Origin of the sequence: Mesorhizobium sp. AD1-1, assembly GCF_020164655.1 — a bacterium.
Lineage (GTDB): Bacteria > Pseudomonadota > Alphaproteobacteria > Rhizobiales > Rhizobiaceae > Mesorhizobium > Mesorhizobium ciceri.
Genome location: NZ_JAIUGP010000003.1, coordinates 530253 through 545965, shown reverse-complemented (window position 1 = coordinate 545965; position 15713 = coordinate 530253). Strand labels below are relative to the sequence as shown.

General features: G+C 62.1%; 19 protein-coding genes. 5 read left to right on the top strand and 14 right to left on the bottom strand.

What is annotated here, in order from left to right:
- Window positions 1–115 precede the first annotated feature (115 nt).
- Complete coding sequence (locus LB519_RS09410; protein WP_013532134.1) at window positions 116–1525, bottom strand: PLP-dependent aminotransferase family protein; 1410 nt, start codon at window positions 1523–1525, stop codon at window positions 116–118.
- A gap of 92 nt (window positions 1526–1617) precedes the next feature.
- Here LB519_RS09410 and LB519_RS09405 point away from each other — a divergent pair, with 92 nt between their 5' ends.
- Window positions 1618–1869, top strand: a complete 252-nt coding sequence (locus LB519_RS09405; protein WP_013532133.1) for a DUF1127 domain-containing protein — start codon at window positions 1618–1620, stop codon at window positions 1867–1869.
- Window positions 1870–1945: 76 nt separating this feature from the next.
- Here the strand turns inward: LB519_RS09405 and LB519_RS09400 are convergent, their stop codons facing one another.
- The 6 genes from LB519_RS09400 to purC form a co-directional block, all read right to left on the bottom strand.
- Window positions 1946–2587: a Pr6Pr family membrane protein gene (locus LB519_RS09400; protein ID WP_013532132.1), complete on the bottom strand. Its 642-nt coding sequence runs from the start codon at window positions 2585–2587 to the stop codon at window positions 1946–1948.
- Between the two features lie 3 nt (window positions 2588–2590).
- Window positions 2591–2998, bottom strand: a complete 408-nt coding sequence (locus tag LB519_RS09395) for a hypothetical protein (RefSeq protein ID WP_224619607.1) — start codon at window positions 2996–2998, stop codon at window positions 2591–2593.
- Window positions 2995–3660, bottom strand: coding sequence for a glutathione S-transferase family protein (locus LB519_RS09390; RefSeq protein WP_064995397.1), 666 nt, complete (start codon window positions 3658–3660; stop codon window positions 2995–2997). Before LB519_RS09390 ends, LB519_RS09395 begins: the two co-directional genes overlap by 4 nt.
- 84 nt (window positions 3661–3744) lie before the next feature.
- Complete coding sequence (purQ, locus tag LB519_RS09385) at window positions 3745–4413, bottom strand: phosphoribosylformylglycinamidine synthase subunit PurQ (RefSeq protein ID WP_013532129.1); 669 nt, start codon at window positions 4411–4413, stop codon at window positions 3745–3747.
- 271 nt (window positions 4414–4684) lie between these two features.
- Window positions 4685–4927: a phosphoribosylformylglycinamidine synthase subunit PurS gene (gene purS, locus LB519_RS09380; protein WP_013532128.1), complete on the bottom strand. Its 243-nt coding sequence runs from the start codon at window positions 4925–4927 to the stop codon at window positions 4685–4687.
- Window positions 4928–4970: 43 nt separating this feature from the next.
- Window positions 4971–5765 (bottom strand): phosphoribosylaminoimidazolesuccinocarboxamide synthase, encoded by a 795-nt coding sequence (gene purC, locus LB519_RS09375; RefSeq protein ID WP_013532127.1) that lies wholly within the window; start codon window positions 5763–5765, stop codon window positions 4971–4973.
- A gap of 274 nt (window positions 5766–6039) precedes the next feature.
- Between purC and LB519_RS09370 the strand changes: the two genes are divergently transcribed.
- Together LB519_RS09370 and LB519_RS09365 are read left to right on the top strand one after the other, a co-directional pair.
- Window positions 6040–6360, top strand: a complete 321-nt coding sequence (locus LB519_RS09370; RefSeq protein WP_013532126.1) for a DUF1476 domain-containing protein — start codon at window positions 6040–6042, stop codon at window positions 6358–6360.
- A gap of 128 nt (window positions 6361–6488) precedes the next feature.
- Complete coding sequence (locus tag LB519_RS09365; protein ID WP_013532125.1) at window positions 6489–7262, top strand: HpcH/HpaI aldolase family protein; 774 nt, start codon at window positions 6489–6491, stop codon at window positions 7260–7262.
- A 38-nt stretch (window positions 7263–7300) separates the two neighbouring features.
- Here LB519_RS09365 and LB519_RS09360 read toward each other — a convergent pair whose 3' ends face one another.
- Window positions 7301–8470: an acyltransferase family protein gene (locus LB519_RS09360; RefSeq protein WP_013532124.1), complete on the bottom strand. Its 1170-nt coding sequence runs from the start codon at window positions 8468–8470 to the stop codon at window positions 7301–7303.
- Window positions 8471–8637: 167 nt separating this feature from the next.
- Window positions 8638–9186: an RBBP9/YdeN family alpha/beta hydrolase gene (locus LB519_RS09355; protein ID WP_064995489.1), complete on the bottom strand. Its 549-nt coding sequence runs from the start codon at window positions 9184–9186 to the stop codon at window positions 8638–8640.
- A 249-nt stretch (window positions 9187–9435) separates the two neighbouring features.
- Here LB519_RS09355 and LB519_RS09350 point away from each other — a divergent pair, with 249 nt between their 5' ends.
- Window positions 9436–10248, top strand: a complete 813-nt coding sequence (locus LB519_RS09350) for a VOC family protein (RefSeq protein ID WP_013532122.1) — start codon at window positions 9436–9438, stop codon at window positions 10246–10248.
- 243 nt (window positions 10249–10491) lie between these two features.
- Here LB519_RS09350 and purB read toward each other — a convergent pair whose 3' ends face one another.
- The 3 genes from purB to LB519_RS09335 form a co-directional block, all read right to left on the bottom strand.
- Entirely contained in the window at window positions 10492–11799 is a 1308-nt protein-coding gene (gene purB, locus LB519_RS09345; RefSeq protein WP_224619605.1) for an adenylosuccinate lyase, read from the bottom strand.
- A 59-nt stretch (window positions 11800–11858) separates the two neighbouring features.
- Entirely contained in the window at window positions 11859–12272 is a 414-nt protein-coding gene (locus tag LB519_RS09340; RefSeq protein WP_224619604.1) for a hypothetical protein, read from the bottom strand.
- A 107-nt stretch (window positions 12273–12379) separates the two neighbouring features.
- On the bottom strand, window positions 12380–13105 hold the full coding sequence (locus LB519_RS09335) for a DUF2259 domain-containing protein (RefSeq protein WP_013532119.1): 726 nt from the start codon (window positions 13103–13105) through the stop codon (window positions 12380–12382).
- Between the two features lie 128 nt (window positions 13106–13233).
- Here LB519_RS09335 and LB519_RS09330 point away from each other — a divergent pair, with 128 nt between their 5' ends.
- Window positions 13234–13488, top strand: a complete 255-nt coding sequence (locus LB519_RS09330; protein WP_013532118.1) for a DUF2171 domain-containing protein — start codon at window positions 13234–13236, stop codon at window positions 13486–13488.
- Window positions 13489–13497: 9 nt separating this feature from the next.
- Here LB519_RS09330 and LB519_RS09325 read toward each other — a convergent pair whose 3' ends face one another.
- Both LB519_RS09325 and LB519_RS09320 read right to left on the bottom strand, forming a co-directional pair.
- Window positions 13498–14523, bottom strand: a complete 1026-nt coding sequence (locus LB519_RS09325; protein ID WP_224619603.1) for a P1 family peptidase — start codon at window positions 14521–14523, stop codon at window positions 13498–13500.
- Entirely contained in the window at window positions 14523–15596 is a 1074-nt protein-coding gene (locus tag LB519_RS09320) for a branched-chain amino acid ABC transporter substrate-binding protein (protein WP_013532116.1), read from the bottom strand. The genes LB519_RS09325 and LB519_RS09320 overlap by 1 nt, the downstream gene beginning before the upstream one ends.
- Window positions 15597–15713: the final 117 nt, after the last annotated feature.

The following is a 15713-nucleotide window of genomic DNA, read 5'->3' as shown; positions in this document are numbered from 1 at the left end:
GGCGATTTTTATCCGGGACGTTGGGATTTTGAGTCCCGTCTTATCGCAAGCCTTGCGGCCGATACACCCATGGATTGACGAAAAACGACGGAAAACCGGACAAAGCCACGCAGTGTCAGGAGAAGCTGTCGTAGCCGGCGCGGCCTTCATCGAGAAGTCGCCGGATCACCGCAACGCCTTCAGCGATATCCCCGCGCTGTCTCGGCTGCGAAACGCCGAAGCGGACGCCATGGAAAACCTGCTCGGAACGGCCGGCCTTGAATTCGTCCTCGTCGTCGATCAGCACGCCGTGCTCCAGGCAAGCGTTCTTGAAGGTGCCGGAAAGCCAGGGGTCGGGCAGGGTCAGCCAGACAAAGGGCACCCTGTCATGCGACTTGAAGGCGAAGCCGGCCAAAGTCTCGCGTACGATGGCGATGCGGGCGCTGATTTCGGCGATGCTGCGCTTTCGTATCTCATCCGCCTGACCGGACAGCACCAGCCTTGTATTCACCTCCGCCAGCAGGAAGGGCATGCCGCCGGTCATCATCTTGTGGGCGACGCGGATGCGGTGGCGGTAGGCGGGCGGGCAGGAAAGCCAGCCGCCGCGCACACCGGCTGCGACCGACTTCGACAGGCCGCCCGCGACAATGGTCCTCTCAGGAGCATATTCGGCCAGCAACGGCGTCGGATCATCGGTCAGATTGCCATAGAGGTCGTCCTCGATGAGGACGACATTGTATTCGCGTGCGACATGGGCGATCGCTTCGCGGCGCGCCGCCGACAAGGTGGCCAGCGTCGGATTCTGCGCCGTCGGCATCAGGAAGATCATTTTGGGATGCTTTTGCGCGCAGACGCGCTCGAAATCCTGCGGATCGATGCCTTCATCGTCCGATGCCACCAACGCGGTGCGCCTGCCGATCAAGCCGGCACTGCGGGAAACCTGCGAGTAGGTGAGGTGCTCGAAGGCAACATAGTCGCCAGGCATGGTGAGCGCCGCGATCGCCGCCATCACCGCCGCATGGGTGCCGAGCGTGGGAACGATGGTGTCGGCATCCGGGCGAAAGGAATTGCGCGCCAACCAGCGGGCGCCGGCTTCGTACCATCGTTCGGGGAAATCCCTGGTGTAGCTCGAAATCTCATGCGGATGGTCCTGCGCCGTGCGCGACAGGACACCGGCGACAATGTCGCCCTGGCCGATATCAGGTGCTGCGGTGCTGTCGAAACGCAGCTTGCCTTTAGGCGCATCGATATAGCGCGTGCCTTCGCCGCCGACGTCCGGAGCCGGAAAATCCGGCTTCGCGCGCTGGCCGAGCACATAGGTTCCACGCCCGACCTCGCCGCTCACCAGCCCACGCTCGCGCAGCAATTGATAGGCCCGGCCGACCGTGCCGACGGTGGTGCCGATGTCGTAGGCGAGGTCGCGCTGCGGCGGCAACTTTGCGCCGGCATCGATCACGCCCCGATCGATGTCCGTCTCGATGGAATCCGCCAGCCGCTGATACAGCGGGCCGGAGCCGGCAGTGAGATCTGGAAGCCAATTTGTCATGGTGACAATTTTCTATATTGCACCGATGGATGAGTCAATACATATCAATCGCGTGCCAAAAGGGTACAATTTAGGACTTTGGCAGAAAGAAAATGAATACAATTGCGACAATACGTCATTCGAGCGCTGCATTATCAGCCCAATCGACACGCCCGTCGGCTCAGCGCGGCTTTGTCAGCCGCCTTGTGCGCGTGCTGAGGTCGCTGGCAAGATGGATCGACAACCTGCTGGATCGCCGCCGCAGCCGGTTGGCTCTGCTGGAGATGACCGACGACCAGCTCAAGGATATCGGCGTCACGCGCTGCGACGCCCACCGCGAGGGCATCAGGCCGTTCTGGGACTGACCGTGATCCCAAAAGTGGGAACCGGTTTGGGAAAGATGATGGTCCGGGGAAATCCGGACAGAAGGTCCGCACAGTTCTAACGGACCCTCGACGCCCTGGTGCGTGCAACGGCATGGTCCGCAAGGACGGCGACCACGCACAGCACGAGGAAAAGTCCGGTGATGGCTGCAGCTGAGATGACGACGCTGGTCGCGCCGTTCTTGGCGATGTTCAGGAAAGGGTAGGGCACCTCGCCGGCAAGCGGCGCCCGCACCAGCGCATAGACCAGATAAGCGATGGGATAGATCACCCACCACGAAATGTCGCTCCAGCGTGTCCGGCCGTCGGCGCCCGATATCAGCCACCACAGCACGAACAGCACCGGCGTGACGTAGTGCAGGAGAACATCGCAGAGCAGGAACAGTCCCTGCGGCTGCCAGAGTCGTGCCAGAACCGTTGCGTAGATGATGAAGACCAGTGCGATCGAAACCGCAACGCCGGTGCGCATCCGCGCCCCTGCAAAGGCCGGCAGCCAGGCATAGAAGGTGGGTGACAGCAGCGACGTGTACACCAGCACCGCGCCGATGTTGGTCAGGATGGTGAAGAAGCTGAAGACGAAAATGACGGAGCCAAGCAGGCTGCGGCCTGCTTCCATCGATGCAGGAATGCTGATGCAGAACTGCAGGATGAGCCCGGCCAGACCGATGACCAGCCCCACAATCTGCAGGAACCGGCCCATGGGCTAGGCCGTCGCGGCGCAGGCCGGATTGCCGGCCTGCCAGCGCGCAATGTCGGAGCCGATGCGGGCGCCGAGCGGATCGTTCATCAGCGGTCCGAAGACGTCGACACGGCTAGAATTGCCTTGCGCCTGCACGACCAGCAAAGGTTTGCCGCCATAGTGCTTGGCCGGAACCAGCAGGAAACGCGGCGTGCCGCTGAACGAATTCAGCTCATTGGCCATCTGATACGGTTTGAAGGCCGGGTCCTTGCTGGCGATCCAGCATTTGTGGGCGGCGATCGCCACTTGTTCCATGGCCAGCAGCGCTGCACTTTTGCCCGAGGGAACAGGCGTGCTCTTTGGCGTCGACTGGCAGGATGCCAGCACAAAGCCCGTCGCGGCGACCAGCGCGATCGTCCTCGACTTGATCAAGCGGCACCCATCTCAAGCTCGGACAGGAAGATTTTCAAGCCGTCGGTCATCTCGCCCCACACACGCGACAATGCCGGGTGTTGCGAGGCGATCTGCTGGTAGGCGTCGAATTTGGGATAGGCGTCGAGCAGGTCGTGGCGTCCTGTCATGGCGCGGAAATTGTTGAAGATGAACCGCGTCGGCGTCAGCCAGGCATCGGCGAAGCTGATGTCGTCGCCGAGTGCGAAGGGCCCTTGCGCCATACGGGCCTCGATTGCCGCCAGTCCATGATGCAGGCGGGCGAACTGAGCGTCGATCTCGGCATTGTTGCGCTTCGGCATGGAATGAAGCTCGAAAAGCTTCATCAACGGGGTCAGCACATCGAGATCGGTGATGCGGGCGAACATGCGCACCAGCGCACGGTCCTTGGAATCGGGCGGCAGCAGCGCCGGTTCCGGAAACCGTTCCTCGAGATATTCGGCGATGACCACCGATTCGACAATCGTCTCGCCCGAGCCGGTGATCAGCACCGGAATCCGGTTCATCGGCGAGATGGCGCGAAACTCTTCCGGGATGGGAAAACCGGGCGGCGGCGCGATGATCTTGAGTGGTACGTCTTTGATGTAGGCCAATGCCCGCACGATCGACGAGTAGGGCGACAACGGCCGCGAATAGAGTTTCATGACCGTCTCTCTCCCCAATGAACCAGACTTGCTCCAAAGAGACAGGAATGTCCGGCTGTTTTCAAGCTGTTCGCTTCGATATCGTCAGGCAGCGATGCCGAGGGCGCTCTCGAACAGTCCGCGGCCGTCGGTACCGCCATGGGCTGCTTCGATCAGGTTTTCCGGATGCGGCATCAGCCCGAGCACATTGCCTTGGCTGTTGACGATGCCGGCAATGTCGTTGATCGAGCCGTTGGGGTTGGTGTCCTCGGCATAGCGGAACACCACCTGGCCTTCGCCTTCGAGACGGGCAAGCGTGTCGGCGTCGGCGAAATAATTGCCGTCATGATGCGCGACCGGCGAGCGGATGATCTGGCCCGGCTGATAGCGGCGGGTGAACATGGTGTTGGCATTGGTGATCTCGAGCTTCACCTGCCGGCAGACGAATTTCAGCGAGGTGTTGCGCATCAAGGCGCCCGGCAACAGGCCGGCCTCGACCAGGATCTGGAAACCGTTGCAGACGCCGATGACCGTAACGCCCGCGGCCGCTTTTTCGGCCACTGCCCGCATGACCGGCATGCGCGCGGCGATCGCGCCGCAGCGCAGATAGTCGCCGAAGGAAAAACCGCCCGGAATGGCGATCAGATCGACATCGGGGATTTCGGTGTCGGTTTGCCAGACGGTGACCGGCGGTGTTCCCGAAATCTTGGTCAGCGCCGCGATCATGTCGCGGTCGCGATTGAGGCCAGGCAGGAGGACGACGGCTGATTTCATTTCGGTTCGTAAGGCCTTTGTGCTTCGGCGAGTTCGCGCAACTCGAGGCGCTGCTCAATCCGTTCAAGATGTTGATCGATACGGCCTGCTATCGCGTAGATATTGTTGACGTCCGTTTGCGTGCTCAACGCCTGCAAGCCTGATCGCTACAATCTCGTGCTTGACTTCGCCCAGGCCACTCTCAAGTCGATCCGTTCGTGAATGGATTTTCTTGAGAAGCTCGTACATCGGTTCATTCGTGACTTCAGGCATCCGTGCCTCCGGCACAGCCTTAGGTAAGCGTCACACTATAATTCTCGATCACCGTATTCGCCAGCAGCTTGTCGCACATGGCCTTGAGGTCGGCTTCGGCCTTGGCCTTGTCGCTTTCCGCCAGCTCGACGTCGAACACCTTGCCCTGCCGCACCGTGCCGACGCCGCCGAAGCCCAGGCCGGACAATGCGTGTTCGATCGCCTTGCCCTGCGGGTCGAGCACGCCGTTCTTGAGGGTGACGGTAATGCGGGCCTTGATCACGCTGGACATGCTCCTGTTCTGATTATCGGGTCGCAAACCGCGATCAGTGTGGCTTGCCTTTGAGGCCGTCGGTCGAGGCGACGAGCACCGGGCCGGTCGGGCGCGGCGGCTCGTTCTCGTTCATGATGCCGAGGCGGCGGGCAACTTCCTGGTAGGCCTCGACGAGGCCGCCCATGTCGCGGCGGAAACGGTCCTTGTCGAGCTTGTCCTGCGTCGCCACGTCCCACAGGCGGCAGGAGTCCGGCGAGATCTCGTCGGCGACGACGATGCGCATCATGTCGCCTTCGAACAGGCGGCCGCATTCGATCTTGAAGTCGACGAGCTGGATGCCGACGCCCATGAACAGGCCGGAGAGGAAGTCGTTGACGCGGATGGCCAGCGCCATGACGTCGTCGATCTCCTGCGGGCTCGCCCAGCCGAACGCGGTGATGTGCTCTTCCGACACCATCGGGTCGTCGAGCGCGTCGGCCTTGTAATAGAATTCGATGATCGAGCGCGGCAGAACGGTGCCTTCCTCGATGCCGAGCCGCTTCGACAGCGAACCGGCGGCGACATTGCGCACCACCACTTCGAGCGGAATGATCTCGACTTCCTTGATCAGCTGCTCGCGCATGTTCAGACGGCGGATGAAATGGGTCGGAATGCCCATGCGGTTCAAATGGTTGAAAATATACTCGGAAATGCGGTTGTTGAGGACGCCCTTGCCGTCGATGACCTCGTGCTTCTTCTTGTTGAACGCGGTTGCATCATCCTTGAAGAACTGGATAAGCGTGCCCGGTTCGGGTCCCTCATAGAGTATCTTGGCCTTGCCTTCATAAATGCGGCGGCGATTTTTCATCTGATTTTTCTCTGGGGTTCCGGACAGGCGGTATCAGACCATTTCCTGTCCGTCTGCCTGAAATAGTGCGGCTACGGTAGGGTTCAATGCCGGGTCTATCCCAATCACATCGTTTGCTCAATCGGCAAATCCTTCCAATCAACCGCTTTCGGGACTGAAATGCCGCAGCGCAGCATGCGATGAAGCATATTGACCGGCCCGCGACCTTTTGGTTTGTGCTTTGACAACGCACATATTCACCGCCAACGAATCGAATTTGACCCGGAGGGACGCCATGAGCAGCATGAAAGACCGTGAAGAGGGCTTTGAGCGTAAATTCGCATTCGACGAGGAGCTTCGGTTCAAGGCCTCGGCGCGCCGCAACAAGGCGCTCGGCCTGTGGGCCGCCGAAAAGCTCGGAAAGTCCGGCGCCGATGCCGACGCCTATGCCAAGGAAGTGGTTATCTCCGACATCGAGGAGGCCGGCGACCACGACGTGTTCCGCAAGATCCGCGGGGATTTCGACGCGGCCGGCGTCGAGCAGTCGGACCACCAGATCCGCCGCACCATGGACGAACTGATGGCGCAGGCGATCGAGCAGATCAAGAACACCTGATCCGGGCCATGCGCTGATCCCGCGGCCATACGCTGGACCAATCGACCGCCCGGCCTATCCGGGCGGTTTTTCTTTGCCTTTGCCGCCGTTTCCGGCTGAAACTGCGGTCGCTAACAAGGAAAGAGTTCATGTCCCTGAAGTCCCGCCTCGCGGCCGATGAAACGTTGTTCACCGCATGGTCCGGTGTGCCGGATGCCTTGACGGTCGAGATCGTCGCCAAGCAGGGTTTCGATGCCGTCACGCTCGACATGCAGCATGGCGGCCATCACGAAGACAGCGTGCTGCGTGGCCTGGTGCCGGTGCTCGCTACCGGCAAGCCGGCGCTGGTGCGAATTCCCGTTGGCCGTTTCGACATGGCAAGCCGCGCGCTCGATTTCGGCGCCGAGGCGGTCATCGCGCCGATGGTGAACTCGGTTGCCGACGCAAAACTGTTCGCCGCCGCCATGAAATACCCCCCGGTCGGCGAGCGCTCCTGGGGCCCGACCTACGCTTTTCCCCGCCACGGCCAAGGCGACCAGGCCGACTGGCTGCGCGACACCAACCAGCGCACCATGGCCTTCGCCATGGTCGAGACGCGTGCAGCCCTCGATGCGCTCGATGGCATCCTCGACACGCCCGGCATCGACGGCATCTTCCTGGGCCCGTCGGATTTCTCGATCGCCTGGAGCAATGGCGCCACGGTCAATTCGACGCTGGAAAGCATGATGGAGACGGTGGCGTCGGTGGCCGAGCGCACCCGCAAGGCCGGCAAACATGCGGCGATCTACGTTGTCGAGCCGGCAATTGCCGGCCGGGTCGTGTCGATGGGCTATCGCCTGCTGGCCATGGGCTCGGAGCATGCGCTGATTTCACTGGGCGCAAAGACCCTGCTCAAGGGCATCAAGGATTCGATCGGATCCTGAACCCGAACCGGACGCACTGCCGTCACAGCGCCGGGCGGTTAGGCGCTCGACGCCGCAGGCGCCGCGGCGATAGGTCCGCCGCGCCTGAACCTGTTGAACAGGGCGCCGACCATCTGGACCCACCAGTTGTTGAAGGTCATGAGCGGCAACGCCGCGAGGATCGAACCCAGTATGGCGGCGGCGGCGCCGAGTGCGGTGGAACCGCTTGTCAACAAAACCCATGACCCCAATGAGCAGATAACGGGTACATGCACGAGGTAGAGTGGGAAGGACAGGTCGCCCAGAAAACGTGCCACCTTACCCGAGAGCCATGATAGAGGCTCATCCACACTCAGCACCGCGTAGACCAACATGACGCTTGCCGGGATGGCCACGCAGGCTTGCCGCAGGCCCACATCGGAAGCCACGTCAAGCACGGCGAACGGGCGATATATGCCCACGGCACTCCCCGCATAACCCAGCAGCGCCAGGGAAACCATCACCATGGCGCCTCTCACCCACCGATTCGGGCGAAAATCCATGGCGAGAAGCGGATAGAGCAAGAGGCTGGCCGGAAAGGCACAAAGAAAGTAACTGACTTGCAGCGCCAGGAACACGACTGCTGCTATGCAGACCCAGAACGATAACGTCCAGCGGCCTTGAAGGAAAAAGACGATCGGGGCGAGGGCGAAGGTCAGCATGCTCCCCCAGAACTCGACCGTCATGGTCCACAGACTGCTGTCATAATAGTTGTCGCCGTAGATGAACGTCCGCCACGCCCCTTGCAGAAACGCGTCGGCGAAACTCGCAGTCTCCGGCGATAGCACCTTTGAAGCATTGCCGAAACTTCTCAGCCAGTCGGATTGGGTGACGGCGGCCGCATCCTTGATGAAATACAGGTCGAGCTTGAAGATGATGCAGGATGCCAGCGTCGTAACGAGTACCGGGCCGGCCAGGCGTGGCAGGCGCTTGATCGCACCCAACCGCAGATCTTGTGCCTTGCTGGTCTGAAAATAACGCTTCACGAGCACGTAGGAAGACAGGACGAAAAACAGGTAGACGGCGGAGCCGCCATTGAACGCGACGAAAGCCAGGCTTGTTTTGAGCGATTGCCCGGCCAAGTCTCCCTCGCCTTCCATCAATGGCGCAAAAGCACCCAAACAATGCCCATTCAGAACTACGAGCGCGGCGACACCTCTTAACAATTCGAGTGAAGCATCCTTGGCCAAGTATGGGCTTTCTTTGAATAATTGCTATTTAGTACGCGCGAATATAATCGTTCGGCGAACAGAGTTCGCCGTTGCTGGAGAGATTATCGCGATCTGCATTAAATTATTGTTCACGCAAGCCGGATGGCCTGCCGAGCAGCTTCGTGTTCAGGCTTTGACCGTATATATTACAGGTCCGTCAGGAACTTGGCGAAGGTCATCGAGCCTTCGGGCCACGGTCCGAAGCCCGAATCCGCGTTGAGATGACCGGTTTCGCCGGCATCGATGAACAGCGAGCCCCAGGCACCGGCAATGTCTTCGGCGACATCGAAGGCGCAGAACGGATCGTTGCGGCTGGCAATCACGATCGAGGGAAAGGGCAGCGGCTCACGCGGGTAGGGGCCGAAGGTCATCAGGTGCCTGGGCCTGATCTCGGGGTTAGCGACATCGGGCGGCGCCACGAAGAAGGCCCCGGCGACCGGCTTGCGGAATTGCGGAATGGCTTGCACCGCCGCGGCGACGCCAAGTGAGTGCGCGACCAGGACGACCGGCCGCTCGGCCTCGTTGACCGCCTTGGCGACGCTCGCCGTCCAGTCCTCGCGCACCGGCTTCGACCACTCCGCCTGTTCGACGCGGCGCGCCGTCGACAGCTTCGACTGCCAGCGGCTCTGCCAATGGTCGGGGCCGGAATTGGTGTAGCCCGGCACGATGAGAATATCTGCGTCTCTGACCTTCATGGCGCTGAGATAGCGAGCGGCATCGCTTCGTGCAACCGGCAGAAACGCCACGTTTGATCACAATAGTGAACACCATGTTCGCTTCTTCGCGTCTTGTGTGAACGATGCGGATGGACGATCTGTGGTCAGGAAAAGAAACAGCCGTGCGCGGGAACCCTGACTTTGGAACTGACACGACGTACAATGATCGGCGGAGTGGGGTTTCTCGCTTTGGGAGCTTCATCGCAGGCCGGTCGAACGGAGCATTTGATGAGCGAGTTGCCTTTTGCCGCCACCACCCCGGTCAGCGTTGCCCGCGTCGGGCTGAAGGCGCGCGACGCGGAAAGCCTTGCCGCATATTATCGCAGCATCGTCGGTCTGCAGGAACTGAGCCGCGCCGATGGGGCGATCACGCTGGGCGCCGCCAACCGTCCGTTGCTGGTCATCGAGGCCGATCCTTCGGCCAAGCCGGATGATCCTCGCAGCGCAGGCCTGTTCCATACTGCCTTCCTGCTGCCCAGCCGTGCCGATCTCGGCCGCTGGATCAACCACGCCATATCAAACAAGATCGCAATCGAGGGCGCTTCCGACCATCTGGTCAGCGAAGCACTGTACCTGACCGATCCCGAAGGCAACGGCATCGAGATCTATGCCGACCGCCGTCCGCAGGACTGGAAGTGGAATGGCGACAAGGTGGCGATGGCGACCGAGCGGATGAACATTCCGTCCGTCGTTGCCGAAGTGCCTGCGGGTGACGCCGGCTGGCAGGGCGCGCCGGAAAACAGCGTCGTCGGCCATGTCCACCTGCGCGTCGGCAGGCCGGAAGACGCCGAAGCCTGGTGGAACCAGGAATTCGGCTTCGACACGGTGGCCAAATATGGCGGCCAGGCGGTGTTCCTGTCGTCAGGCGGCTATCACCACCACATCGGCGCCAACGCCTGGCAGAGTTCGGGCGCCGGCCGCCGCGATCCCAGCCGGTCGGGTCTGGCCTGGGTGGAGATGCGTTCGGACAATGTGACCAGCCCGGTGACCCGCGAAGATCCATGGGGCACGGTGATCAGGACTGTTCCCGGCAAGGCTTGATTTGAGGGCTGCGCCAAGCTGGAGCACCCCTCAACCGTCGCGGCGTTGCGCGCCGATCCACCTTCTCCCACAGGGGAGAAGGTGAAGCCTGCCGCTCGCGGCTCTGCAAATCTCGATCGCTGATGCTTGGCGGCAAGGTTGCCGCAGCCTTTCCTTTTCCCCTTGTGGAAGAAGGTGGCCTCGCGAAGCGAGGTCGGATGAGGGGTGCTCAGCTTGACGCCAGCGACGGTATAGCGCTTTGCCTCAGGCTTTGCCAAACACCCGCTTGAAGATCGTGTCGACATGCTTGGTGTGATAGCCCAGGTCGAATTTCTCGCGGATTTCGGCCTCGGGCAGGGCAGCGGTCACTTCCCTGTCGGCCAGTAATTCTTCAAGAAAATCAGCGCCTTGCTCCCACACCCTCATGGCGTTGCGCTGGACCAGACGGTAGGAGTCTTCGCGAGACAACCCAGCCTGCGTCAGCGCCAGCATGACACGCTGCGAATGCACGAGGCCGCGGAACTTGTTCATGTTCTTCAGCATGTTGTCGGGATAGACGAGCAGCTTGTCGATGACGCCGGTCAGCCGTGACAGTGCGAAATCGAGCGTCACGGTGGCGTCAGGGCCGATCATGCGCTCGACCGAGGAGTGGGAAATGTCGCGCTCGTGCCAGAGCGCCACATTCTCCATCGCCGGCATCGCCATGGAGCGAACCATGCGGGCAAGGCCGGTGAGGTTTTCGGTCAGCACCGGGTTGCGCTTGTGCGGCATGGCCGAGGAGCCCTTTTGGCCCGGCGAAAAATACTCTTCCGCTTCGAGCACTTCGGTGCGCTGCAAATGCCTTATCTCGATCGACAGCCGCTCGACCGACGAGGCGATGACGCCGAGCGTGGCAAAGAACATCGCGTGGCGGTCGCGCGGGATCACCTGCGTCGACACCGGCTCGGGCTTCAGGCCGAGCTTTGCCGCGACATGTTCCTCGACATAGGGGTCGATGTTGGCGAAGGTGCCCACAGCCCCGGAGATCGCACAGGTGGCGATATCCTCTCGCGCGTGCACCAACCGTTCGCGGCAGCGCGAGAACTCGGCATAGGCCTGCGCCAGCTTGATGCCGAAGGTCGTCGGCTCGGCATGGATGCCATGGCTGCGGCCAATGGTGACGGTGTTCTTGTGCTCGAAGGCGCGGCGCCTGAGCGCTGCAAGCAGACCATCGATATCGGCGAGCAGGATGTCGCTGGCGCGGGTCAGCTGTACGGCGAAGCAGGTGTCGAGAACGTCGGACGAGGTCATGCCCTGGTGGATGAAGCGGGCGTCCGGCCCGACGAATTCGGCAAGATGGGTCAGGAAGGCGATGACGTCATGCTTGGTGACGCGTTCGATCTCGTCGATCGCCTCGACGTCGAATTTTGCGGCACTGCCCTTTTCCCAGATGGTTTTTGCCGCTTCCCTGGGAATGACGCCGAGTTCGGCCAGCGCATCGCAGGCATAGGCTTCGATCTCGAACCAGATGCGGAACCGGGTTTCTGGCGACCAGATGGCGACCATTTCCGGCCGGGAATAGCGAGGGATCATCGGTCAGTCCTGACATATCGAGAAGTTTGCCCGCGTCCTAACAGAGGCGAGCAAAATGCTCAACGCCGCTGGCGCGCAAACCAGACGCCCGCGGCAAACAGAGCGATGAAACCAACTGGAAAATAGAGCCGGATGCCCAGCACCACGAATTGATAGAGCGCAATCAACGTCGTGAAGACGAACTGGAGGACCCAGGTGCGGGTGAAAGCAGGCGCATGCCACTCGGCGTAGTAGGAGCGGTACTGCAGGGCAAACAGCCCGCCGGTCAGGCCGATCGTCGCCGCTGCTAGGCACACGAAGGCCGCGGCGAAAGCGACTTCCCAGCGTCTTCCCTGCGAGACCAGCCGCGCCGCAAACAGGCCGATGGGGAAGGCCAGCGCAGCTCCCGCCGCAAACAGCATGGTGACAATGAGGATTTTCGCCGGCGTCTCCCAGTCGCCCAAAAACAAGGTGAGGAGCGCGCTGGCGCCCATTGTCACAGCCCACAACAAGGCGCCGACAAGTGCTGTGCGCGGCGTCGGTATCGCGCGGCGAAGGCGGTTCAGCGCACGATCGCGCGCGGCGGGTTGAGCAGGGGGTGTCACAGGCGGCCGGTCACCGCGATCCAGCGAAAGTCCGGGCCTTCAAAGCCGTATTGGCGCACCGCGATCAGCACGGCATAGGCGCTGAGGCTGTCCATGGAAAAGGTCTGCACGGCGCCGATGCGATAGCCGTTCGGGCAACCCCGGCTTTTCGGTATCGCCTTGTCCTCGTGCAGCAGCTTGGTCGTGCCGCCATCCTGCGCCTCGATGCGCAGCAGCCGGAAGCCGTTGATTTCGCCCTGGCTCTCGCAGCCATCGGCGTTGTTCATGCCCAACTCGTCGAGCCGGAACTCGAGCGGTGGGTCGACCGGAGTGAAGATCGGGCGCGGATTGACCGCCATCCGGTGCGGATCCGCCGAAAGCTCGGTCACCGGGTTGAAACCCGCGGTGATGCCGCGGTTGGCGTCCAACTCGGCCTGGCTGACAATGGATTCGCCTTTTTGCCGGGCCTGAAGGCGCACCGCATCCAGTTTGGCATTCTCGTCCTCAAGCCGGACCCGGATCGGCGTGCCCTTCAGAAAGCTGTCGGTGCTGGTGTCGATGTAGTAGCGGTTGGCATAGGGAAAGCCCGATCCATCCTGCACGCCATATTCCTCGAAAGCGAAGACGCTGCCGTCCTTGGTGAAGCCGAGGATCTCAAGTTCAGCGACATCGCCGGCATGAGCCGCGATCGAGGTCGCAAGCTGTGCAAGCAGGCCAACGGCAAACAGAAAGAGCATTCGCATCGGTCTTCACCCCCGTGATCGTTTCAATCCCCTAGCACGACGGAATCAAAACGTCGTGCGGTGCGAAAGCCGATGCATCCAATCGGCCCGTCATTTGTTATTGTCGGCAGTCCCAATGGAGAACCACCATGACCGACACCAGCAAAATTCGTGAGCATATGGAAGTCGTCGGCGCCGATGGCGTGCATGTCGGCACTGTCGACAAGGTCGATGGCCAGCGCATCAAGCTAACCAAGGCCGATAGCGGCGAGGGCGCCCACAAGGGCCATCACCACTACATTCCCCTGAGCCTGATTGCCGAAGTCGACGGCAAGAAGGTCTGGCTGTCGGCGAATTCTGATGTCGCGGTGACGTTCGAGGAAGAAAAGTCCGATCCGGTCTGATTGATCGCTTCACTTCATGCGTGACGACCAGACCGGAAACAGATCGTTTTCGGCAGGCGTCGCGGCATAGACGCCTCGGCTGATGGCGCGCGCCATGGTGGCGCCGGCGGCGGCGTAGAGATCGATTGCTGCATCGGCGGAGAGTTCGATACCGCTCGTGCCGGTCGCCAGCGCGAACACAAGGTCGCCATCGGCCGGCGTGTGCGTCGGCCAGATGGCGCGCACGAATCCATCATGCGCCGACATCGCCAGGCGCTTGGCGGCAGCCTTTGTGAGCACCGCATCGGTGGCAATGACGGCGATGGTGGTGTTGCCGCCGGTCTCCGTCTGCCGGCCAAAATGTTTGTCGCGGTACTTCAAAAGAATCCGTTTCGCCTCGTCAGGCATCGGCGAGGGATAGCCAAGCCCACCGAATTCGTCGCCGATTTCGAACGGTGCCGCCCAGAAATGGCGGGTTCGGCCTGTGGTCACCGAACCGGTCGGATTGACGGCGGCCAGCGCGCCGATGGTGACGCCATTGTCGAGCAGCGTCGAGGCGGAGCCGAGGCCTCCTTTCAGCCCCGAAGTGAGCGCGCCGGTGCCGGCGCCGATAGTGCCGAGTTGGAAATCGGCGGTGGCGGTTTGCGCGGCTTCATAGCCAAGCTCGCGGTAGGGCGGATAACGGCCCCAATCCTTGTCGCCGCCATTGCGCAGGTCGAACAGGATCGCCGACGGCACGATCGGCACGCGAAAACCGCCGACCTCGAGGCCGATGCCGCGTTCACGCAACGCCGCCTGCACGCCGGAAGCTGCGTCGAGGCCGAAAGCCGAGCCGCCCGAAAGCACCACGGCGTGCACCACATCGACGGAATTGTGCGGTTCGAGCAGGTCGGTCTCGCGGGTGCCCGGCGCACCGCCCAGGATCTGAACGCCGGCCACTGTGGACGCATCGCAAAGCACGGTCGTTACCCCGGATTTCAGCCTTGAGTCGGACGCATTGCCGACGCGCAGGCCGGCAACGTCGGTGATCAGGTTGCGTGGGCCGGTGCGAAACATCAGTTGCTTTCCAAGGGCGCAAAGCGCGTGCCATCGAAGCGGAAGACGCGGTAGGGGCTCCGGCTGAGATCGCCTTTCGCATCAAACCGGATCGGCCCGATCGCCGTGGTGAAATCCTGTCCGGTCAGAGCTTCGGTCAGTGGTTTGCCCGAGCTTTCTGACAAGCCCGACGCTGCCTTGGCGATTTCGACCGCCGCAAAGGCCGGCAGCGTATAGCCGTCGGGCACGACTTTCTGCGCGGCAAAGGCCGCCAGCACTTTTGGATCGGCGACATCGGCCCATTCCGGCGGTGCGATCATCAGTGTGCCTAAGGAATAGGGCACGTCGCCGGGCGGCGTGCGCAGATTCTCGCCGCCGGCAAAGACGATGCCCGCCTGAAGCTGTGCGGCATCGCGGCCCATGATGGCGATGTCGTCGCCATCGCCGCCGGCAAAGACATGCGTCGCGCCGGCCTTCTTCAGCCGACCGATCATGCCGATCTGGTTGTCGAGCTGGGGCCGGAACGTGTCGACGAACACAGGTTTCAGCGCTGCCTGTTCGGCCGCTGCCCGCAACGTCTCGGCGATTTCACGGCCGTAGATGGTGCCGTCGTCGATAATGGCGAACAATTCGTTTTGCCACAGGCGGGTGAGGGCTGACGCGACCGCATTGCGCTCATCGTCGCCGCGTGGTCCGAGGCGATAGACCGGCCAGCCGGTCTTGGCGCGGCGGTCGGTCAGGCTTTCGGTTCGCACGCCAATGGTGATGACCGGAATGTTGGCGTCCTTCAGGATCGGCATCGCCGCCTCGATCGCCTCGGTGCAGAGAAAGCCGACCACGATATTGACCTTGACGGCTGCGAATTCCCTGGCCGCGGCAGCGCCGCCATCGGCGGTGCAGGCGTCATCCACGGTCTTGAGTTCGATGCCGTCCGCTTCGGCGGCCATACCGGTACCGGCCTCGATCTGCTTGCCGAGAATGGCCGATGGTCCCGACAGGGGCGCCGAGACGCCGACCAGCAGCGTCCGGGCATCCGCACCACTGGCCAGGAACAGCCAGAACAGCGCCGCTATTGTTCTTGTCCTGGGTCGCATTCGAGCGATGGGATCCTCCGGGCCGGTCCTATGCTCCCGGCACTGTTGCCGCCAAGACCTAAAGGCTGCCCGGCCTTGGTGCAACACGCGAATTTCGGGATATGGCTCAGGCACTTC